19 protein-coding genes are annotated in these 21,014 nt (G+C 51.8%); 9 read left to right on the top strand and 10 right to left on the bottom strand.

The window, feature by feature from the left end; genetic code table 11:
- Nucleotides 1-35 precede the first annotated feature (35 nt).
- The 8 genes from B152_RS25810 (at nucleotide 36) to arfB (ending at nucleotide 7,623) form a co-directional block, all read left to right on the top strand.
- Entirely contained in the window at nucleotides 36-503 is a 468-nt protein-coding gene (locus B152_RS25810; RefSeq protein ID WP_083921867.1) for a thiol-disulfide oxidoreductase DCC family protein, read from the top strand.
- Nucleotides 496-2,202 carry a saccharopine dehydrogenase family protein gene (locus tag B152_RS0110900; RefSeq protein ID WP_020592453.1) on the top strand — a complete coding sequence of 569 codons (1,707 nt, stop codon included), beginning with the start codon at nucleotides 496-498 and terminating at the stop codon, nucleotides 2,200-2,202. The genes B152_RS25810 and B152_RS0110900 overlap by 8 nt, the downstream gene beginning before the upstream one ends.
- 160 nt (nucleotides 2,203-2,362) lie before the next feature.
- Nucleotides 2,363-2,983 carry a CDP-alcohol phosphatidyltransferase family protein gene (locus B152_RS0110895; protein ID WP_020592452.1) on the top strand — a complete coding sequence of 207 codons (621 nt, stop codon included), beginning with the start codon at nucleotides 2,363-2,365 and terminating at the stop codon, nucleotides 2,981-2,983.
- The gene (locus tag B152_RS0110890; protein ID WP_020592451.1) at nucleotides 2,980-3,963 is read left to right on the top strand and encodes a phosphatidate cytidylyltransferase; all 984 of its coding nucleotides are present in this window, start codon (nucleotides 2,980-2,982) and stop codon (nucleotides 3,961-3,963) included. The genes B152_RS0110895 and B152_RS0110890 overlap by 4 nt, the downstream gene beginning before the upstream one ends.
- Before the next feature lies 1 nt (nucleotide 3,964).
- Nucleotides 3,965-4,603 (top strand): lysophospholipid acyltransferase family protein, encoded by a 639-nt coding sequence (locus B152_RS0110885; RefSeq protein ID WP_020592450.1) that lies wholly within the window; start codon nucleotides 3,965-3,967, stop codon nucleotides 4,601-4,603.
- A gap of 414 nt (nucleotides 4,604-5,017) precedes the next feature.
- Nucleotides 5,018-6,361 carry a DEAD/DEAH box helicase gene (locus B152_RS0110875; protein WP_033406144.1) on the top strand — a complete coding sequence of 448 codons (1,344 nt, stop codon included), beginning with the start codon at nucleotides 5,018-5,020 and terminating at the stop codon, nucleotides 6,359-6,361.
- 171 nt (nucleotides 6,362-6,532) lie between these two features.
- The gene (locus B152_RS0110870; RefSeq protein ID WP_083921866.1) at nucleotides 6,533-7,204 is read left to right on the top strand and encodes a glutathione S-transferase; all 672 of its coding nucleotides are present in this window, start codon (nucleotides 6,533-6,535) and stop codon (nucleotides 7,202-7,204) included.
- Complete coding sequence (arfB, locus tag B152_RS0110865; protein ID WP_020592446.1) at nucleotides 7,201-7,623, top strand: alternative ribosome rescue aminoacyl-tRNA hydrolase ArfB; 423 nt, start codon at nucleotides 7,201-7,203, stop codon at nucleotides 7,621-7,623. The genes B152_RS0110870 and arfB overlap by 4 nt, the downstream gene beginning before the upstream one ends.
- Nucleotides 7,624-7,649: 26 nt before the next feature.
- Here arfB and B152_RS0110860 read toward each other — a convergent pair whose 3' ends face one another.
- From B152_RS0110860 to B152_RS23345, 7 genes are read right to left on the bottom strand one after another with little or no spacing between them, the layout of a single operon-like run.
- On the bottom strand, nucleotides 7,650-9,425 hold the full coding sequence (locus B152_RS0110860) for an ABC transporter ATP-binding protein (protein ID WP_020592445.1): 1,776 nt from the start codon (nucleotides 9,423-9,425) through the stop codon (nucleotides 7,650-7,652).
- A 1-nt stretch (nucleotide 9,426) separates the two neighbouring features.
- Entirely contained in the window at nucleotides 9,427-10,371 is a 945-nt protein-coding gene (locus B152_RS0110855; protein ID WP_020592444.1) for an acetamidase/formamidase family protein, read from the bottom strand.
- Nucleotide 10,372: 1 nt separating this feature from the next.
- Nucleotides 10,373-11,995 carry an ABC transporter substrate-binding protein gene (locus tag B152_RS0110850; RefSeq protein WP_020592443.1) on the bottom strand — a complete coding sequence of 541 codons (1,623 nt, stop codon included), beginning with the start codon at nucleotides 11,993-11,995 and terminating at the stop codon, nucleotides 10,373-10,375.
- 58 nt (nucleotides 11,996-12,053) lie between these two features.
- Nucleotides 12,054-12,974: an ABC transporter permease gene (locus B152_RS0110845; protein WP_020592442.1), complete on the bottom strand. Its 921-nt coding sequence runs from the start codon at nucleotides 12,972-12,974 to the stop codon at nucleotides 12,054-12,056.
- Nucleotides 12,974-13,822 carry an ABC transporter permease gene (locus B152_RS0110840; protein ID WP_020592441.1) on the bottom strand — a complete coding sequence of 283 codons (849 nt, stop codon included), beginning with the start codon at nucleotides 13,820-13,822 and terminating at the stop codon, nucleotides 12,974-12,976. The genes B152_RS0110845 and B152_RS0110840 overlap by 1 nt, the downstream gene beginning before the upstream one ends.
- Nucleotides 13,819-14,436 (bottom strand): ANTAR domain-containing response regulator, encoded by a 618-nt coding sequence (locus B152_RS23350; protein ID WP_020592440.1) that lies wholly within the window; start codon nucleotides 14,434-14,436, stop codon nucleotides 13,819-13,821. The genes B152_RS0110840 and B152_RS23350 overlap by 4 nt, the downstream gene beginning before the upstream one ends.
- Nucleotides 14,433-15,617, bottom strand: a complete 1,185-nt coding sequence (locus B152_RS23345; protein WP_020592439.1) for a transporter substrate-binding domain-containing protein — start codon at nucleotides 15,615-15,617, stop codon at nucleotides 14,433-14,435. The genes B152_RS23350 and B152_RS23345 overlap by 4 nt, the downstream gene beginning before the upstream one ends.
- 459 nt (nucleotides 15,618-16,076) lie before the next feature.
- On the opposite strand from B152_RS23345, the gene B152_RS0110825 reads away from it, so the two are divergent.
- A complete protein-coding gene (locus B152_RS0110825) occupies nucleotides 16,077-16,910 on the top strand; it encodes a substrate-binding periplasmic protein (protein ID WP_157231040.1) in 834 nt (277 codons plus the stop codon).
- A 45-nt stretch (nucleotides 16,911-16,955) separates the two neighbouring features.
- Here B152_RS0110825 and B152_RS0110820 read toward each other — a convergent pair whose 3' ends face one another.
- The 3 genes from B152_RS0110820 to B152_RS0110810 all read right to left on the bottom strand — a co-directional run bounded on the left by B152_RS0110820 (nucleotide 16,956) and on the right by B152_RS0110810 (nucleotide 20,937).
- The gene (locus tag B152_RS0110820) at nucleotides 16,956-18,632 is read right to left on the bottom strand and encodes a monovalent cation:proton antiporter-2 (CPA2) family protein (protein ID WP_020592437.1); all 1,677 of its coding nucleotides are present in this window, start codon (nucleotides 18,630-18,632) and stop codon (nucleotides 16,956-16,958) included.
- A gap of 298 nt (nucleotides 18,633-18,930) precedes the next feature.
- Nucleotides 18,931-20,274 (bottom strand): DEAD/DEAH box helicase, encoded by a 1,344-nt coding sequence (locus B152_RS0110815; protein WP_020592436.1) that lies wholly within the window; start codon nucleotides 20,272-20,274, stop codon nucleotides 18,931-18,933.
- A gap of 297 nt (nucleotides 20,275-20,571) precedes the next feature.
- Nucleotides 20,572-20,937 (bottom strand): winged helix-turn-helix transcriptional regulator, encoded by a 366-nt coding sequence (locus B152_RS0110810; protein WP_020592435.1) that lies wholly within the window; start codon nucleotides 20,935-20,937, stop codon nucleotides 20,572-20,574.
- Between the last annotated feature and the right edge of the window lie 77 nt (nucleotides 20,938-21,014).

Below are 21,014 nucleotides of genomic sequence, written 5' to 3'. Positions count from 1 at the left end.
TCGACAAGCGGCATTTCCTCCACATATGATCCTTCATGTTTAAAGCCTTTCTTCCCTTCGAGGCATACTCGTTTGCTGACGACGCCACCGTCCCCCGGTTTGACGACAGCCGTCCTCTGATTGTTTATGACGGGGTTTGCATCCTCTGTTCCGGCTTTATCAAATTTGTCCTCAAACATGACCACGACCAAAAATTCCGTTTTACTGCAGCACAATCGGACTTGGGGCAGGCGCTGTTTCGCCACTACGGGCTCGACCCGGTAAATTTCGAAACCAATCTACTAATTCATAAGGGTCAGGCTTACGCCCGCCTATCTGCCTTCACAACCATCACATCATTACTTCCGTTCCCCGTGCGCCTCTTCTCTCTCACCCGTTTTATTCCGCCTCCCCTTGACCGATGGTTTTATGAAAGCATTGCCAAAAACCGCTACAGGATTTTTGGTCGATCCAACAACTGCATGATTCCTACGCCCGATATCAGGGAACGCTTCATTGACTAAAACAATCCTGGTGGTTGGTGGATACGGTGTTTTCGGCAGCCGGATTTGTCGTCTGTTAATCCGGGAGGAACAATTCTCCGTTCTCGTCGCCGGGCGCTCTCTCACCAAAGCACGCAGCTTCTGTAAACTCTATGGTGGAACTGCCATTCATTTTAACCGGGAAGCTGATCTGGTTGAGCAACTCGCGCTTCTGTCCCCGGATCTGGTCATTGATGCTGCCGGGCCATTTCAGGATAGTGGACGCAGGCCCTATCGACTGGCGAAAGCTGCCCTGGAACAGGGCGCACACTACCTTGATCTGGCTGACTCAGCCGATTTTGTCCGGGGTATTACCGTTCTCGATGACCTTGCCCGTGCTCAAAACAGGATCGCCCTTTCAGGCGCTAGCACCGCCCCGGCCATTACCTCGGTTTTGGCAGACCATCTCACTGTCGATCTGGACGAAATCTCTTTGATTGAAAGTGCCATCCTGCCCGGCAACAAAGCCCCTCGGGGACGATCACTGGTCGAAACGATCCTCAGACAGGCAGGCAAGCCACTGGAAATCTGGCGAGACAATAAAGTATTCTGGGCGTGGGGCTGGGGAAGTCTCCTCCGCCAGACCCTGCACACAGAAACCGCTCCTCCCCTGAAAAACCGATGGAGCGCCCTGATAGAACTTCCCGACCTCAAGCTTTTTCCCGAACGCTACAGGGCACAGGCTGTGAAAACCCGTGTGGGGCTGGAGAATCCTTTGTTACATCTCGGGCTTTGGCTGTTGTCCCAGTTGCCAAGGTTTGGCCTGCTCAGCAACCTACTGCCCCTGACAGATAGTTTGATGACTGCCAGCAAAATCTTCCAGCCTTTTGGCACAGATCGGGGCGGCATGTTTTTAACTGTTCTTGGGGCCAGAAAGGGACAACTGTGTAAACACAGTTGGGAAATGATTGTTGAAAAGGGTGATGGTCCTTTTATTCCTGCCCTTCCCTGCTGGATACTCGCGCGCAAAATCCTCCTCTCCTCCAGGAAAGAAGGCCTGAGCGGGGATCTGGAACCGGGAGCTCGCCCCTGTCTTGGCACCTTCTCAATGAAAGATCTTGAGCAAGCACTCTCGATCTTGCCTGCAAGTTATCGTATCTCAAGAGAAGCTGATCCCTCACTCTACCAACAGGTTCTTGGAGAGGAATTCAACCGCCTCCCTCTTCCTGTCCAGACACTCCACAAGGTTCAGGATCTTGCAATTTTTCACGGTCAGGCGTCAGTAAAAAGTGGCTCAAATCCAGTTGCCAAACTGATCAAAAGAGTCATGGGATTCCCGGATGACACCCAGGAAATCCCGCTACAGGTGACAATTGAACGAAAGGGCAATCGCGAGATATGGCATCGCAAGTTTGGCAAGGACCGTTTCAGATCTGTCATGTCACGGTCAAAAACTGCAAAACCCGGTCAGCAGATTGAACGCTTCGGACCATTTTCCTTTCTCCTGACCCTGCCCGTTTCAAAGGATGGCACACTCGACATGATGGTTATCCGGGCCTATTTTCTTGGCTGCCCTCTACCGCGCTGGATGACACCGATCAGTGACACACAGGAAAAACTGGATGAACAGGGGCGCTTCCATTTTTCAGTAGATATCTCCCTGCCCCTATGGGGCCGCCTGATCAGCTACCGGGGTTGGCTGATTCCGGGCGCCCACCCCCGGTCCGAGAGACAGCCCTGACCCAATTATAAGTGCGCACCTCGCTGCGCTCCAGACAGTAGTATAACTGGGTGATTTACAACCCCTATGTCCCCAACTTATGATCGCCTGTATTATTATAGCCTGTATTATTATAGATAGTATCTGTTGGTATCTGTGGTCGAGTTATCGAGGGAAATACGTGATAACCATTTATGATCTGAAGCCGCGATTTCAGAATCTGCTCCGGCCGCTTTGTGCCCGTTTTGTCAGGATTGGTCTCACGGCCAATCATATAACTCTTGCTGCCTTGATCCTTTCTGTTGCTGGCGGCATCTGGATTGCCCTTGCACCGGGGTCTGCCCTGCCGTTACTGACCCTGCCGTTGCTCCTGTTCGTCCGAATGGCGCTTAACGCCATCGACGGCATGATGGCACGGGAATTCAACCAGAAAAGCAGGCTTGGCGCACTGCTGAATGAGCTGGGAGATGTCCTGGCTGATGTTTGCCTCTATCTCCCTTTTGCCCTGATACCCGGTGTTTCTGCTGTACTTTGTACGCTGGTGATCCTTCTTGGCGTCATTGTCGAGATGACCGGGGTCATTGCGGTGCAGATCGGGGCCTCCAGAAGATATGACGGCCCCTTTGGGAAAAGCGACCGGGCTTTTGCCTTTGGCCTTTTGGCCCTGCTTCTTGCTTTTGATTTCATCTCCCCTCAGCTGAGCACCATTTATCTGGCAATCCTGATCGTACTTTCTTGTTACACACTTCTTAACCGTGCGCAGAAAGCCCTGCGCGAAGCTGGCGAAAGCACCCGTTCATGATCTCCCTGCAAGATCTGCCCATCCCGGAAAACCTTGTCTATGTCATCGCCAGTGTTTTTGGGCTTCTGACTTTTTCCACGCTCCTGGTCGCCCTGATGCGCCGGGGCAAAGCTGACGAAGTGCACAAGGAGCTCTGGCTCCGGGTAAAATCCTGGTGGTACATGGCCGGGATCTTCACCTTTGCCATTGCCATCAATCGGACGCTCTCTGTTATTTTCCTGGCACTACTTTCCTTTCTCGCGCTTAAAGAATATCTCTCGATGATTCCGACACGCCGGGCAGATCACCGGGTTCTTTTTTGGGCTTATCTTGCCATTCCGATCCAGTTTTATTGGGTCTATGCTGGCTGGTACGGCATGTTCATCATCTTCATCCCTGTCTGGGTCTTTCTCTTTCTTCCCTTCCGGATGGTCTTGCTTGGTGAAACCCAGGGTTTCCTCCGGGCAATTGGCACCCTGAGCTGGGGGTTGATGATGACTGTCTTTGCCCTGTCCCACGCGGCCTATCTTCTGGTCTTGCCCGAAAGCGCCCTTGTTGAACTCGCTCCGGCGACTGCGATCCGGCAGTTTGACAAATCGGGGGCAGGACTGCTGTTCCTGCTGATGGTATTGACCCAGTTCAACGACGTTGCCCAATATGTCTGGGGCAAGATGATCGGCGGTCCCAAGATCATCCCCAAGGTCAGTCCCGGCAAAACCTGGGCCGGTTTTCTGGGGGGAATGTTGTCGACTTCCTTGCTGGCGCTTGTCCTCGGCCCGCTGCTTTCTCCCATGTCGTTGATGATGGCGGGTATCGGGGGGGCTATTATTGCTCTGGCCGGTTTTATTGGTGACGTCACAATCTCTGCGATCAAACGGGACCTCGGGGTCAAGGATACCGGCAGCACCATTCCCGGACACGGCGGCCTTCTGGATCGGCTTGACAGCCTGACCTATACGGCACCGGTCTTCTTCCACTACATCAGATACTTTTATTACTGACATGATCAACCAGCTGCTCCGTGCCTTGTTTATTCTCCTCATCGTCAGGCCTCTGGTCCTGCTGGCCATGGGGCTGAATATCCGGCGTCGGGAACTTCTTCCTGTGCAAGGACCAGCCGTGATTGTTGCCAATCACAACTCTCACCTCGACACTCTGGTGATCCTGTCTCTCTTCCCTCTCAAGCTCCTGCCCAAAGTAAGGCCGGTCGCCGCAGCCGACTATTTTCTCAAAAATCCACTGCTCGCCTGGTTCGCTCTTAACATCATCGGCATTATCCCGGTTCAACGGGCGACACGCGGCGGAAACCCGTTGGCCTCAAGCTTTGACGCTTTGCAACGTGGAGAGATCCTGATCATTTTCCCCGAGGGTTCCCGCGGCAACCCGGAAGAGCTGACCCGGTTTAAAAAGGGGGTCGCCTTGATCAGTAAAAAATTTCCTGCTGTCCCGATCTCTCCCCTGTTCTTGCACGGTCTGGGGAAAGCTCTGCCGCGAGGAGAAGCTGTTTTTGTTCCCTTTTTTTGTGATGCTTTTGTCGGCGCCCCCCGATATTGGTCCGGTGAAACAGAAAGCTTCATCCAGGATCTTGAACAGCAGATGAGCGAACTCGCCACCGAAGGGCGTTTCCCTGTCTGGGAGTGAAGATCGGGAAATCCCGACAGGATACCATGCGCCAACCCCCTTCCCAAAAATCAAAATTTAATCAATCACCCCATAAACTTACTTCATAAAAATCCGTCTGAATCAGATAGATAAGTCCCTGATTGTTTTCCGCAATAAAAAGCGAGTACCCTTCCAAACGCATAGGCGCCATGCAAAAGAATTCCCTCGCTTGGGCTTGACCCACAGGGGGCATTCCTATATTGCTGCGTCACCTTGCGGGAGGGGATGAAGGACACTTCATGAATACCCGCTCTGATAATGGAGTTGCATATCAACTCCGCCTTGATCGATGGCGCTTGTTCTTGTGTGTACACAGATATCTCCGAGAGTGCGGCGAAGAGCTAGATTGATCCAGGTATAGCCTTCACCATGCTTTCAAAGGATTTATCCAGCATGACTCAGTTTTCCGAGCTCAATCTTATTGAGCCGCTTCAGCGCGCGATCGACGCACAGGGTTTCACCACACCAACAGCAATCCAGGAACAGGCCATTCCAGCCCTGCTCAATGGTAAAGATGTTATCGGTCTGTCACAGACTGGTGGGGGTAAAACCGCTGCTTTCGTTCTGCCGCTGCTCCAGCGTCTGACCGAAGAGAACAAACGCTTCGAACCGAACCACCCACAGGCATTGATCCTCGCTCCAACGCGTGAGATCGCCCAGCAAATTGGCCAGGTTCTGCGCCTTTTCACAAAATTCCTGCCGATCCGTTACACCACAGTAACCGGCGGCGCACCAATGTTCCCGCAGTTCCGCGATCTCAATCGTGGCGTTCACATTCTGGTGGCAACACCTGGCCGTCTGGTCGATCACATAAACCGTGGATCTGTCAAACTGGACAATACCACCACGCTGATCCTTGACGAAGCTGACCGTATGCTCGACCTCGGTTTCTCTGATGAAGTTACCGAGATTGCCAACAGCCTGCCAAAACCACACCAGACCGTGCTTTTCTCGGCAACAATGCCAAAAGCTGTTGACCGTCTGGTTGCCTCTTTGCTGAATGATCCCGTTCGCATCGAGACTGCACCACAGTCAACCACGTCTGCCAATATTGCCCAGCGTGCTTTCTATGTGCACGGCGGTCAGAAACAGGCTCTGCTCAACCACATCCTCGACAACAATCCTGGTGAACGCGTTCTGGTCTTCATGCAGACCAAAGCCGAAGCAGACCGCTGGTCTGATGCCCTGCGGGATGATGGCCGCCGGGTTGATGCAATCCATGGTGACAAGCAGCAGCGTATTCGTACCAAGGTGCTGAACAAGTTCCGCCGTGGTGATATTGATGTTCTGGTTGCAACCGATGTTGCCGCACGCGGGATCGACGTTCCTGGCATTAAGATCGTTGTGAACATCGATCTGCCGACAGATCCTGAAAACTATGTGCACCGTATTGGCCGTACCGGCCGTGCAGAAGCAACAGGTGAAGCCTATTCTTTCTGTTCTCCAAAAGAAATCGGTACATTGAAACGGATTGAACGGGTTATTCGTCAGGACATCACCGTCGTAAAAGACCATCCTTTCCACGTGGAAATCAGCGCGCGCGATGCTGCGAGTCAGAAACCTGCCAACCGTCGCGGCGGACGTCCGTTTAAATCCGGTGGTGGCAATGGCCGTGGTGGACGTGATGGCGCAGGCCGTGGCGACGATGCAGGTCGCGGACGCAGCTACAAGCCACGTTCAGCCCAGAACACCAATGGAAATGGTCAGAAGCGTTTTGGCAAGCGTCAGGCTGCCTAAACCTCCTCCTGCCCTGCTGGTCGAAGGTTTTCCAATAAACAAAGAGAAAAGGTCGCCAGGTTGGCGGCCTTTTCTCTTTGCACTCCGGTTCCTCTTTGGTCTTAAATTGAGATCATCAAATACCCCCTCATCAGATAAGCTCTGGTGTTGTTCTTAATAAAATATGAGCAAATGATAACAACGTTGAAAACAGACCTTCCGGTTCTCTACAGTTTCAGAAGGTGCCCCTATGCCATGAGAGCACGACTGGGCATCCAGAGCAGCAGGCAACAGTGCGAGTTGCGGGAAATCATCTTGCGCAGCAAGCCAGAAAGCATGCTGGCCGCTTCTCCCAAAGGCACGGTCCCGGTTCTTGTTCTTCCGGATGGAAAAGTGCTTGAGGAAAGCCTCGACATCATGCTCTGGGCACTCAAACAGCATGACCCGCAGGAATGGTTGTCCCCCGAGACAGGAAGCCTTGAAGAAATGCTCGAGTTGATCAGCAACTGTGAAGCTGACTTCAAGCCACATCTGGACCGTTACAAATATCCAAACCGCTATGACAACACAGATCCCTTGTTCCACCGCGAAAGCGCTGAGCTTTTTCTCACCCGCCTTGAAACCAGACTAAAGCCCTCCGGACATCTTTTCGGCAACAAGGCATCACTGGCCGACATGGCTATTGCCCCTTTTATCCGACAGTTCTCCAAGGTTGACCCGGACTGGTTTTCACAATCGGGTTATCCTGCCTTACAGGACTGGCTCAACAACTTTGTCAATTCAGGGCTCTTTTTGACTATTCTGAAAAAATACCCTCTTTGGCAAAGCGGCGATGATATAACTCTCTTCCCCGAGCAACCATGATCAGGATAACTGAACAAATTCAGCTCCATCCCGACGAGTTAAGCGAAAGCTTTATTCGGGCCTCAGGTTCGGGCGGGCAGAATGTGAACAAGGTTTCAACTGCCGTCCAGCTGCGCTTCAACGCAAAAACCAGCCCTGCCATTTCCAGCTTTGTCTTCAACCGCCTCAGAAACCTTGCCAGCCATCTGATGACTGGGGATGGCGAGATCATTATCACCGCCAACAGCCATCGCAGCCAGGATCGCAACCGTCAGGATGCCCAGGAAAGGCTTGTTGCGCTGATCCAGAAGGCCACAATCCAGCAAAAAAGCCGCCGCCCGACCAAACCGAGCAGATCAGCAAAAACCAAACGGACAGACAAAAAGAAACAGCGCGGTGCAATCAAAAAAAACCGCGGCAATGTTTCTTTTTCCGATTAACTGTTTAGTACGTTTTTCCCTGAAGGTCAGGCATACTCCCGCACGAAATGCCCCTGCCCCAGATTGTTGAAAGACCTGATCTCGGGCTTGTAATCAAGGGACCGGACCGGGCTTGGAACTTCGCCTTGCGGCAAGAAGCGTTCTTTGCGGCGAACTGTAGGATCAGCAATAGGCACCGCATCCAGAAGCTGCTTTGTGTAGGGGTGTTGCGGGTTGGAAAAGACAATGTCTCTTGGCCCACACTCAACAATCTCGCCCAGCAACATCACAGCCACCCGATGGCAGACCTGTTCCACCACAGCCATGTCGTGAGAAATGAACAGATAGGAGAGGCCCAGTTCTTGTTGCAGTTCTTGCAAGAGATCAAGCACCTGCGCCTGTACTGACACGTCCAGAGCCGAAACGGATTCATCCGCGACAATAATCTTGGGGCTAAGGCTCAGTGCCCGGGCAATGCAAATCCTCTGCCGTTGCCCCCCTGAAAACTCATGAGGGTGTCGTGCCATAGCATCCGCGGGAAGACCGACCCGGTTAAAGAGATTCTCCACACGGTCAATCAGTTCACGACCATGAGCAAGCTTGTGAATAACCAGGGGCTCTCCGACCAGATCCCCGACTGTCATTCTGGGATCCAGTGCCGCATAAGGATCCTGAAATACCATCTGGATCTTGCGTCGAACCGGCAAAAGCTCCTGGGCGGAAAGGCCTGTAACCTCCTGTCCGTCGATCTTGATCGTCCCCTTTGCCGAAATAAGACTGACCAGCGACTTGCCAATTGTTGACTTTCCACAGCCACTTTCCCCGACCAGCGCCAGAGTCTCCCCCGGAAAGAGATCAAAGGATAGTTTTTCCACCGCATGGACCCTGCTAACAGGCCGGTTAAGCAGTCCTCCATTGATGTCAAAACGCACGGTCAAATCCCGTACTTCCAACACCGGGGTCTGTGGTTTCCCCTCCGGTGTCAGCTGTTTGGCCTCAGACGGCGTGTCTTTCATACTCCCGAGCCTGGGGATCGCCTTGAGCAGCGCACGGGTATAGGCTTCGGATGGTGCCTGAAACAGCTTTTTAACTTCCTGCGCCTCGATAATCCGCCCGCTGTTCATCACCGCCACCCGATCAGCCATTTCGGCAACAACCCCCATATCGTGGGTGATCAGAATGATCGAGGTCTGGAAGTCCTTCTTCAGCTCATTCATCAGCGTCAGGATTTGCGCCTGTATCGTCACATCCAGTGCCGTTGTGGGTTCATCCGCAATGAGAACCTTCGGATTACAGGATAGAGCCATGGCGATCATCACCCGTTGGCGCATTCCGCCAGACAGTTCGTGGGGATACTGCACCATCCGGCGTTTGCTTTCGGAAATTCGGACAGCATCCAGCGCCCTCAAGGCCTTGGCATCCGCCTCCTTGCCATAGACATCCTGATGAATACTGATCGCTTCTTTCAGTTGTCGTCCGATGGTCATAACCGGGTTCAGCGAAGTCATCGGCTCCTGAAAAATCATGGCAATGTCACCACCACGGATTTTTTGCATCTGTCGATCAGACAAATCCAGCAGATTACGACCTTCCAGTAAAATTTCGCCTTGGGTTGTCCTTGCTGAAGGTGGTAACAGGCCCATGATTGAAAGAGCCGTGACCGATTTTCCGGAACCAGATTCACCCGCCAGGCAAAGTGTCTCTTCCGCCTGAAGCGTAAAAGATACATTATCCAGTACTGTCTTTGCCCCTGCTGGGGTCGCAACCCGGGTAATCAGATTACGAACCTCAAGCACCGGGTGATGATTTTGTTGATAGGTCACGTTATTCCAAAACCAGTCTTGGGAAATAGAAAGAGACAATCCAGTTGGGCTGATCAACGATCTCGCTGATACGCAGATCTCCACAGGCTGAGCAAAGCATATAGGCTTCAACAGGTGTCATGTTATAGCGGGCGCTCAAGAGATCGACCATCCGGCTGACCGCACCTCTGGCCCCCTCCATCAAGTCGTTGCCAATTCCGGTGGTTGCTTCGTAGCCCTTGCCGTCCAGATGCCGGGTTACCGGACCTGGGGTGGTGAAGCGCGGCGTCTCCAGCTTCTCGTTTTTGATCAGATCAAGCGTAACAACCGCATTCATCGGGCTTTCAATTGCCGTCCCACAAACCTCTCCATCACCCTGTGCAGCGTGGGTATCCCCGATAGAGAACAGGCCGCCAGCAACCTCAACAGGCAGATACAATTGCGTTCCAGCAGCAAGATCCCGAATATCCAGATTGCCCCCGACACGTCTTGGAGGAACAACAGAATGGAGACCGGGTTCAGCAAGAGCCAGCCCAATGGTACCGGCAAAAGGTTTCAGCGGCACCCTGCCGCCCGGTCCAAAAGCCGCAGGCGCCAGCGTGTTTTTATCGTAACTCCAGATATGCAGAGCCGGATCAGTGAACTGATCGGCGAGCAACCCGAAACCCGGTATATTTGCGGTCCAGCCAAACCCTGAAGGCTTGAACTCTTCAATCGAAACCTTGATCACATCGCCGGGTTCGGCCCCTTCGACAAAAACAGGGCCATTCACCGGATTGATTTTACCAAAATCCAGACTGACGATGTCTTCGACAGTCGAGCTTGAGGACAATTGCCCTGCAGATGAATCCTGACACACGAACTCGATTGTGCTGCCCGGAGCGACCGTCGCAACGGGCGGGATCGAATGATCCCACCCGAAGTGATGCTGTGCCCCGTGAATGGTATAATCACAGGCCTTACACATATTATTGCCCACCCTTGAGATAAACAGTGTCGTAATGGACCGGGATGTGAACAGGATCGACAAAGATCCCGTCCGGTCCGTCCAGACGGTCCGACCGAATGGTAAAACGCTGCTCATTAAAGATCGGCACCCAGGGAGCTTCATCCTGAATATCAGTAAAGATCTTGCGCCACATGGCTTCCCGTTCGGCGGCATCGGCCGGGTTGGTCATGGCATCTGCCTTGACTGCCCGCGCGTCGATTTCCTCGTTACAGTACCAGGACCAGTTCCAGCCACCCGGAACTGCCCCGCCACAGCCCAGGATAGGCCCATAAAAATTTGAGGGGTCCGGGAAATCGGCAATCCACGCCATCCCGCCTGACCAGATCATGGGAGCCTGATCCTCCTCGCCACCAGCGGCAATCACATTTGCTTGTGCCAGGGACTTGATCTCAGCCTTGATACCGATTGCAGCCAGATCCTGCTGGATTGCCTGCGCAATGCGCGGCTGAGGATCGGTGTTGGCGACATACAATTCCGTCTCGAACCCTTCCCCATAACCAGCTTCTGCCAGCATTTTCTTGGCGGCTTCCGGATCGAATGCAAAACCTTTGTAGTCAGGATCATAGCCCGGCATCAGAGGAGGCAATGGCTGATTTGCAGGCACTGCACGACCATTAATCATCCGCACAATACGGTCTTTGTTGATCGCCATGTTAACGGCTTTGCGTACCGCCAAATTATCAAAGGGTTTCATTTTCACATTCAACGAAATGTACCCGGTGTGCAGTTGACTGCCCTCAACAATTGCATTGGCATATTCTGGGTCATTTTTCACTTCCAGGAATTTTGCCGGAGGAATGCCGTCTCCGGCGACGTCCACTTCACCATTCTGCAACCGCAAAAGCGCGACAACGGGTTCCTGACCGACTTCAAAAACAATCTCGTCCAGATGCGGGAGGCCCGCCTGGTAATAGTCAGGATTTTTGGCAAAGACCAGTCGTTGCCCCAGAGACCATTCAGCGAGAGAAAAGGCACCCGTACCAACCGGATGTTTGCCAAAGTCTTCGCCCCACTGCTCAACAGCTTCCTGTGGCACGACAGAGGAAAAGTTAATCGCCATAACATGCAGGAAGGTCGCATCCGGGCGGGAGAGCTCAATGGCAACCGTCCGGTCATCCACCACAGTTACACCTGAAAGCTCGCCACTGCCGCCGGAAGCTTCATCAAAGCCTTTAACCGAAGCAAAGAAACCTGCACCCGGGCTCTGGGTTTTCGGATTTGTCACCCGATCAAGTGAGTACTTCACATCCGCAGCTGTCATGACCCGGCCGTTGTGGAACTTGACGCCTTCACGCAAGACAAAGGTATAGGTCAGACCGTCTTCAGAGATGCTGTAGCTTTCAGCCAGATCGTTGGTCAAAACAGTTGTGCCGGGTTTATAATCCAGCAAGGAATCAAAAAGGCTTTTGATCATTGACCAGTTTTGCCAGTCGTAACCAATTGCCGGGTCCAGCGTAGACACATCATCTTTATAGGTAACAATCATTGAGCCGCCATTTGTTGGCTCAGCACTTGAAGAGGTTGCGACAGACACAGCCATTGCTGCAGCAGCCAGTCCTCCGAGTATCTTTTTATTATCCATTTCCTGCTCCCTGATTAACGAAATGCTGTTAGGTGAATGAGAAAACCCATGTTCCTCTTCACTTCAGCTTGATTCTGGGATCAACAAACGGCGCAATAATATCTGCCAGAAGATTCCCCAGAACGATTGAACAGGCCGCCACCAGTGTCACTCCCATGATAATGGGAATATCCACCCGTTGAATTGCCTGCCACGCCAACTGACCAATTCCCGGCCAGCCGAATACAGATTCCACGACAACAATGCCGCTCATAAAAATGCCGATATCAATGCCGATCATAGCGATAATCGGCAGCAGGGCATTGGGGACAGCATGGCGTACAATCACGCGCGCTTTCCCCAGCCCCTTGGCCCGGGCGGTCCGGACAAAATCCTGCCCCAGGACATTCAACATGGAAGACCGCATCATCCGCGAGTACCAACCCGCGCCCATAAATCCCAGCGTCAGGGCGGGCAAGACAAGGTGATGAAAGGTTCCATAACCTCCAATTGGAAACCAGTTCAGCTTCACCGCAAAGATGTAGAGAAAAATAATACCGACAACGAATTGCGGTGCCGAGACCCCGACGAACGAGATCACCATCAATGAGTTGTCAACTGCACTGTTGCGCCGGACAGCAGAAATTGTCCCCATCACCAAACCCATCAGCAATTCAAGGGATATGGCCGCAACCATCAGCAAGAGGCTGGCGGGAAGACGGGAGGCAATCAATTCTGATACTTCGGTTTTCTGTAGATAGGAACGTCCGAGGTCCCCTTGAAACAAGGCCGAGACATAGCGCCAGTACTGTTCGTAAAAGGGCAGATCAAGGCCCAGCTGTTGTCGGATATTCTCGACTGTTTCAGGCGTTGCGCTCCGCCCGGCAATTTGCCGAACCGGGTCAGCCGGGATCAGGTACAGCAGGGCATAGGTAATCATCGTGATCCCGATCAGGATGAAAACGGCTTCCATCAGGCGTCGGAGAATATAGGTCGCCATCAGTGTTTCCCCTTCATGGTCGGATCGAGGATTTCCCGCATGGCATCACCAACAAGATTGAAGCCCAGCGCCAGAGAAACGATAGCAAACCCGGGAAGGAAAACCAGCCAGGGAGCACTGGCAAAGTAGGTCTGGTTTTCAAAGATGATATTGCCCCAGCTCGGGGTTGGCGGTTGCACGCCGATACCGAGAAAACTCAAGGTTGCCTCCAGCAACACCGTGGTTGAAATTCCGAGTGTGCCAAAAACAATGGTCGAATAGATCAGATGCGGCGCGATATGCTTGAGCAAGATACGAAGCGGTGATGCCCCCAGTGTGCGTTCCGCGGCGATAAAATCTCGCTCAGCCAGAGAAACCGTCTCGGAATAGATCACCCGTGCGACCTGCACCCAGTTCACCATGGCAATAACCAATGCCACAATCCATAGACTCGGCTTAAAGATCGCGGCCAGAACAATGGCAAGCAAAAGGGCCGGAAAAGCCATCATCAGATCGGTAAAGCGCATCAGGATCGAGCCGACAATCCCCCGGTAAAATCCGGCAACAATCCCGACAAGGCTGCCGATCAGAATAGCAGCTCCATTGGCAACTACCCCGATAATCAACGAGGTCTGAGCCCCGTATATAAGCCTGGAAAAGAGATCCCGCCCCAGAAGATCGGTTCCCAACCAGAACTGGCTGTTCGGGGGCAATGGTGCGCCCTCCAGTGTCAACCCTTCAAAAAGCTGAAGATCCGGCGGATAGGGCGCAATCAAGGGGGCAAGAAAGGCAACGGCGACTGTCATGAAGATCACCAGTAAACCAAATGCACCAAGTTTGCGTCGAAGCAGTGCCTTTAACACTCTCATGATGCTGCCCCCTTGCCCGAGAGATGTTTTTCAATCAGGGACAGGGCAACCTGACGGTTCACCGTCTGACAAAAATCTTCAATAGAAACCCTGCTGTTCATCGCCGCTGTCCGGATTATTCCATAAGCAGCTTCTTCATCCACTTCCCCGTGCTCCATGACCAGCAGAAGCGCTTTAAAAATTACCGGGCGACGGGAAATCCTGCTTTCCAACTCCCCAATTTGTTGCTCCAGCTCTTTGCTGCGTTCAAAATTCGCATAGGCAATGACCAGCGTGCTGAACAGTCCGCTCGACTGTACCGGCTTGACAAGATGTGCTGAAATTGATTGGGAGAGCATCCATTCAAGTCTTCCCGGTGCCTCGCTGGAAATCAGGGCGATCAGAGGGACCGGGGGCAGTCCTTTTGTCCAGGGGAACAGATCGTCATAGGCATTATCGCCATCAAATAACACCAGATCAGCAGTAGTGTTTTTCAGATCATAATCAGGCCAGCTAACGGTACTGCTGATCCCCAGACGATCCAGCTGGCGCTGAAGCCGGCGAATATTCTCATCACCTCTGTGCAAAATCAGGGCCTTCTGTCCCAGAAAATTCGGTGTCCGGAAGGTTTTCATTTGATCACCTTCAGGTGAGATCCCGACAAGGGATCAAGTTGGCCCGATATCTGTTTTGCAAAAGCGGCCGTATCAAATTTCACCAGATAGGGGTCTGCAATCTTTGCTTCTGCAGCAGCAGAGACGATATCAAATTTACCTGTGGAATTTATCTGTCCGATATAGCTGGGCAGGGCAGTGTGATGGGTTTTTTCATTGATTTCTGTCTGCCCGAGCGGGGTATTAAATTTACGCCCCAGAACACTCTGCTTCACAGCATCGATGTCGTCAGATCCACAGGATTTGATTGCCTTGGCCAAATAATAGGTTGTCGCATAGCCGTTGATAAAAAAGGCTGAAACGGAATGACGTTTTGGTTCTTTCCGAGACAACTCATCCAGGAACAGACTATTTTCAGCAGTGGCAATCTTTTCAAAATAGGGAGAAATACTTAAATGGCCCTGGGCCGCGTCATGGCCAATCCGAGACAATTCACACTCGGTCAGATTACAACTGACAATCGGACAGTTTTCAGGGTGAAAGAAGCTGTCCGTTTTCCCTGCAGAATAATAGGCGCGGAAAAGTGCATAACTTGAATCATCTATCAGGTTATTCAGGATAAAGTTTGGTCTGGTTTCCCGAACGGTCTCAATCATCCGTTCGACATCCCTGGAATGAAACGGCAGGTAATTCTCGCCCGTTACCTGGCCACCACACGCCTGGACAAGCTCACGGGCAATCCGGTTTACTTCCCATCCCCAGACATAATTGGTCCCGCAGAGGTAGGCGTTCTTGCCAAATCTCGGGATGATGTGCTCAAACAGGGGAACGATATGCTGATTGGGACAGGCCCCTGTATAGATTACATTTTCGCAACACTCGAACCCCTCATACGGCGCCACATACCAAAGCAGGGCGTCATTTTTTTCAAGTATCGGAATGATTTCTTTCCGACTGATGGATGTAAGCGTTCCGATGATCTGACGACAGCCATCTACCCGTGTCATCTTTTCCGTCAGACGTTGATATTCATTGATATTTGCACCTGGATTTTCAATTTGGGGCACCAGCTGGAAATCGTAATCCGCACTCCTGTTAATTTCATCCAGAGCCAATAAAGCACCATCCAGACATTCCTGACCAAGCAGGCTATAGGCTCCGGTCGTGGAGTAAAGCAACCCAACAGGAATTTTCCGCGACATTACAACACTCCAAAAACGAAAAAAGCCCCGCAATCTGTATCGGAATTTCTCCCTACAGATCGTCGAGGCTTCATTGCCATTACGATTAAAATCGCAAATTCAGTTGTTTAAATTTCTGCCCAGAGCTTACACGATTCGAGAAGGCTGTCAATTATTGCTATTTTTCGAACTAAATACTCAATAAACATTACTTTGAACTTCATCATGGAAATATTATTAGGACCACAGTGTATAATGATCCCGTCTTGAAGCCGTGAACACAGCCCGAAAAGTCTGGTGAACTATTGATACAAAACACAATCCCTGGCTTCGCTGTCTCTGGCCTCTGGTTTTGCCGACTTGCTCGCTATGGCTGAAACTATTATCAAGATATTTTGCATTTTTTCTTGTAGAATACCCTTTAATGACACCCCCGCTCCGCTTATCCCGGACAAAGCCAAGACAGGATATTCTTAAATATTGCGGATGCTGACCACAGAGAAAGCCAGCCCTTCGTCACCTTGGCTTGGGGATTTTTGTAAACTTTTTACAAGTTTGGCAGTTTTTGTCTTTGTAGTTTTTTCGATAACGCGCGTCACAGCCGAGCCTGTAAAAGTCCAGATAGGCATTACCCACTTCCCGCCCTTTTATGTTGTCAACGACGGTATTCCCCATAGTGGTCTCGGTATCGATCTGATTACCGCCATGAACGATATACAATCCGGCTATCACTTCTCGACTGTGGAAACCAGCGCCCGCAGGCGACATCTGATGTTTCAAAAGGGTGATTACGATGTTTCCCTTTTTGACCATCTGGAATGGGGGTGGGACAGCACTCAGGTCGAGGCAACCAGGCAGTATCTCCAGGGTGGAGAACGCTATATAACCCTTGCTGGCTCAGACATTACCCCAGCGTATTTCGAAGATCTCACCGGTAAAAAGATCGGTGCCATTCTCGGCTACCATTACAAGTTTACAAATTACGAAACCGATCCGGCAGCGCTGGATCAAAAATTTAATATCTCCCTGGTTACCCGCCAGATGCAGATCCTGAAGATGGTCCTCTCCAAAAGGGTTGAAATCGGCGTCATGACAGAAAGCTTTCTCGAGTATTACTTTCAATCCCATCAGGACATGCGCTCTGTTTTGCTCATTTCGGAACACTACGATCAGAGATACAGTTTTGTCGGTATTGCCCGCCGAAAAGGCCCTATCTCTGCCGCAAAACTGGAGGAAATTCTCTTCTCCCTTTTCAGGGATGAGCGCTACAGCTGGATTGCCGAAAAATATGGCGTCAAATGGGAAAAGCCATAATATCGTTATTTGCAAGATCAGTTTGAACCACACTCAAGCAGAACATCAGGCTTTGTGATGTTCCCGCAACTTTGCATAGTCTTCTTCCCTCAGATCTTCAAATAATGTTCGGCGTTCCTCTTCCCCGACACCTGCCGCTTTCAAGGCAGCAGCCCCCAGTCGTAAACTGGCTTCTACCGTTTCCGGAATGGCATGCGATGCCCCCAGTGCGGTAAAATGGTCGGCACTGCCCCAGTCACGGGCACGGACATGAACCGGGACCTCTGGATAGAGCCGTTGCATTGTCCGGACAACACCTTCGGCCATATGGTGGTCATCCAGTGTCACGACCATCAGACGCGCCCGAGCTGCTCCGATCGCTCGCAGGATCTCGGGGCGGCTGGCATCGCCAAAGACAATGCTGTGTCCGAGTTCCCGTCCTCTGGCAACCTTTGCAGCATCCATATCAATCGCGACACAGGCGACATCCACAGCACGCAACATTCCGGCAATAACTTCTCCTACCCGGCCAAATCCGGCAATGATTACGGGTCTTTCAGGGATCGGTTCCGAGGTCTCCATCGCAAACGATGCCGCAGACTTCAACCATCGGGCCAGTCTTTCAGCAACCATTACCATGACAGGGGTCAGGATCATACTCAGGACAATAATGGAAATCAGGGTCTCCATCATACCGGTCGGCAAAAGATCGAGATTTTGTGCCAGAGAAAACAGAACAAAACCGAATTCACCCGCCTGGGACAGAAGGAAGCCGCACTTTACTGCAATGGAGAGAGGCACCTTCCAAAACCGGGCAAGACCGATCAGTACCGCAGCCTTGGCACAGACCAGTATCACGGCCCCCAGCACAACAATTTCCAAATTGTTCCAGAACGAAATCGGCACAAAAGTCATGCCGACACTCATGAAAAACAGGCCAAGCAACAGCCCGCGAAACGGCATGACATCGGCTTCGATCTGGTGTTTGTATTCGGATTCAGATAACAAAACCCCTGCAATAAAAGCTCCCATCGCCATCGACAGACCAATAAGTTCCATCGCCCAGGCGAAACCCAGCACCAGCAAAAGAGCCGTTGCAACGAAGGCATCTCCGCTTTTGCTGTAGGCAATGGCATTGAGCAAGGGACTGATCGCATAGCGCCCGACAACCAGAACCGAGATAAAAATTCCCACTGCCTGTAAAACCGCAAATCCCATCGAGACGGAAAACTGCATTTCACCAAGGGCAAGTAGGGGTAAAAGAATCAAAAGCGGGACCACTGCCAGATCCTGAAACAGCAAAACAGAAAAACTGATCCTGCCCCAGTTACTGGTGGTCTGTTGCTTCTCTGTCAGAATTTGCACACCAAAAGCCGTCGAGGAAAGCGCCAGCCCAAAGCCTATTATCAGAGCTGTTTGCGCTTCTAAACCGAGGATGAGATAGATCAGGCCCGCAATAAGCAGCCCCGAGAGAGCAACTTGCAGCCCACCAAGACCAAAGACCAGTCGGCGCATGACCCAAAGTCGCTGCGGTTTGATTTCCAGGCCGATCAAAAATAACAGGAAGACAACACCGAACTCGCCGATATGGCGCATGTTGTCTGCATCCGTCACCAGCGCCAGACCGCTGGGGCCAATCACAGCACCCGCCGCCAAATAGCCGAGAACAGAACCAAGACCCAACCGACTGAACAGCAAGACTGCCAAAACAGACGCTGCCAACAACGATACGATCTCAGCCATCCCGTTCCCCGCTTCTTTTGTGTCCCGACTAACCTGCAGGGAAAATCATTGCCACTTTCCCTCACTCATCAAGGCTAACCGCACAAAGGCAAAAATACGATTAACACTCAGGACATAGCAAAAAAACTTTCTAAACAACGCTATATCCGTCTGTGCTCTCCTTAACCTATGCAATGTTCTCAAAAAAAGAGCCGCATGAACTGCAGCTCTTTTTACAATGAATTCCGCCTGACACCCTAAAACCCGAACAGGATTGTCAATATCCCGCTCCCGGTTTTCTATCGTCTCTTACTGGTACTTACTGGCCAGTTGTCGATGCTGTTTTGGGTTTTCTGTTTCCGGGACGCCCCTTACGCTGCGCGCCACCTGGTGCCCCGTGAGGTTTAGGCTGGTTGATATGTCGGTTTGCCTTTGAAGTACTGGAAGCCCGCCGACCTCCGCCGCCCGGACGGCGCCCCCGGTTCTTCTCTTCCTTCGGCCCCGTATCAAAGCGGGAATCAATCCCCTCAAGGTGATAGGGATGATCTTCCATCAAAGGTACGCTCTGTCGAATGGTTTTTTCGATATCCTTCAGGTACCCGCGCTCTTCGTGATCACAGAAAGAAAGTGAAACACCGGTTGCTCCGGCCCGTGCCGTTCGGCCAATCCGGTGGACATAACTTTCAGGCTCGTTTGGCAGCTCAAAGTTGATCACGTGGGTCACACCATCAACGTCAATGCCCCGCGCAGCGACATCGGTCGCAACCAGCGCCCGAATATCACCTGAACGAAAATCATTCAGGGCTTTCTGACGGGCATTCTGGGATTTGTTCCCGTGAATGGCACCGGAAGTAACGCCCAGTTTCCCGAGGTATTCAGAGACCTTGTTCGCGCCATGTTTGGTCCGGGTGAAAACCAGAACCCTTTTGATGTCCTGATTTTGCAGCACATGCGCCAGAAGATCCCGCTTGCGGGATTTTGGCACCATCAGTACATGCTGTTCGACCTTTTCCGCTGTGGTTGAGGCAGGAGCTACTTCGATCCGGGTCGGGTTGTTCAGAATACTATTCGCGAGTTTTTCGACAGATTTCGGCATGGTCGCTGAAAAGAGGATCGTCTGACGGTCACTCGGCAGATAGGCCACAATTTTCTGGATATCGCGAATAAAGCCCATATCGAGCATCCGGTCCGCTTCATCAAGTACCAGAAACTCGACCTGCCGCAGATTGATATGGCTCTGGTTAACCAGATCCAGAAGCCGACCGGGGGTGGCAATAAGAATATCTGCGCCCTGTTGCATCGACTTGATCTGCGGTTTTTCCGAAGCTCCACCATAGACCAGCGCAATACGCAGGTGAAGGTACTTGGCGTAAGCCTGGATGTTCTCGGCAATCTGTACGGCCAGTTCGCGGGTCGGTGCCAGAATAAGAGACCGCGCAGCCTTGGGGCTGCGCTTGCCTTCTGCCTTGAGCAGCATCTGGATAATCGGCAACGAAAAAGCCGCCGTTTTTCCCGTGCCGGTCTGGGCCACACCGATCAGGTCTTTCCCCAGGAGAACGTCGGGAATAGCCTTGCTCTGGATTGGCGTCATCTCCTGATAACCACCCTCTTCCAGAGCGCGCAAAATTGGTGCGCGCAGGCCGAGTTCCGCAAATTTGCTCATGGGGCATACTTTCAAGTTGAGAGAGACGATTACCTATAGCGCATAGGCGAAAGAGTCAATCATGTAACGCCCAAACAAAAGGCGGGGCAGCCATGTGTATTAAGACAAATATTAGCTCGTTTCTTGTGACTTCAGGCAAAACCGGCAGCTATTATTTCTTCGGATACAGTGATCGTCGAACAGAATATTTAACATGACGCCCCCCAAAAGCTGTCTGACCGACCTTCCCGGGATACAAAATCACCAGTATGGGCGGTAAAATAACAGATAAAATTTTTATAGCCGGAAGGTTATTTTTTATGTCTTGGTTTCGGGATTATCTTCAATAAAAAGTGCATTTTCCCTGGCAGGAATTTTGTCCATATTAAGCTGGGCCCACTCCTCCATCGCGATCAGGATAGGTTGCAAGGACCTTCCCAGCGAAGTCAGGCTATATTCCACCTTCGGAGGAATTTCCCCATAATCAACCCGCTTTAACAGGCCATCCTGCTCCATCTCCTTCAACTGTTTACCAAGCGTTCTGGGAGTAATCCCGGTCAGATCCCGCTGAAGCTGGTTAAAGCGCCTTTTCTCCTTGAGAAGCCAATAGATCACCATGACCTTCCACTTCCCTGCAATCAAAGCCAGGGTGGTTTCCGTGGGGCAGCCGGAATGTTTTGTCATTTCAACAGTATCCTAAATGATAGTACTTGTAAAAAATACGTATGAACAAATATGACAGAAATCAAGCCCGATAGCAG

Source organism: Kiloniella laminariae DSM 19542 (assembly GCF_000374005.1).
Lineage (GTDB): Bacteria > Pseudomonadota > Alphaproteobacteria > Kiloniellales > Kiloniellaceae > Kiloniella > Kiloniella laminariae.
Note: the sequence above shows the minus strand (reverse complement) of the source record. Positions and strands in the feature narration are given on the sequence as shown.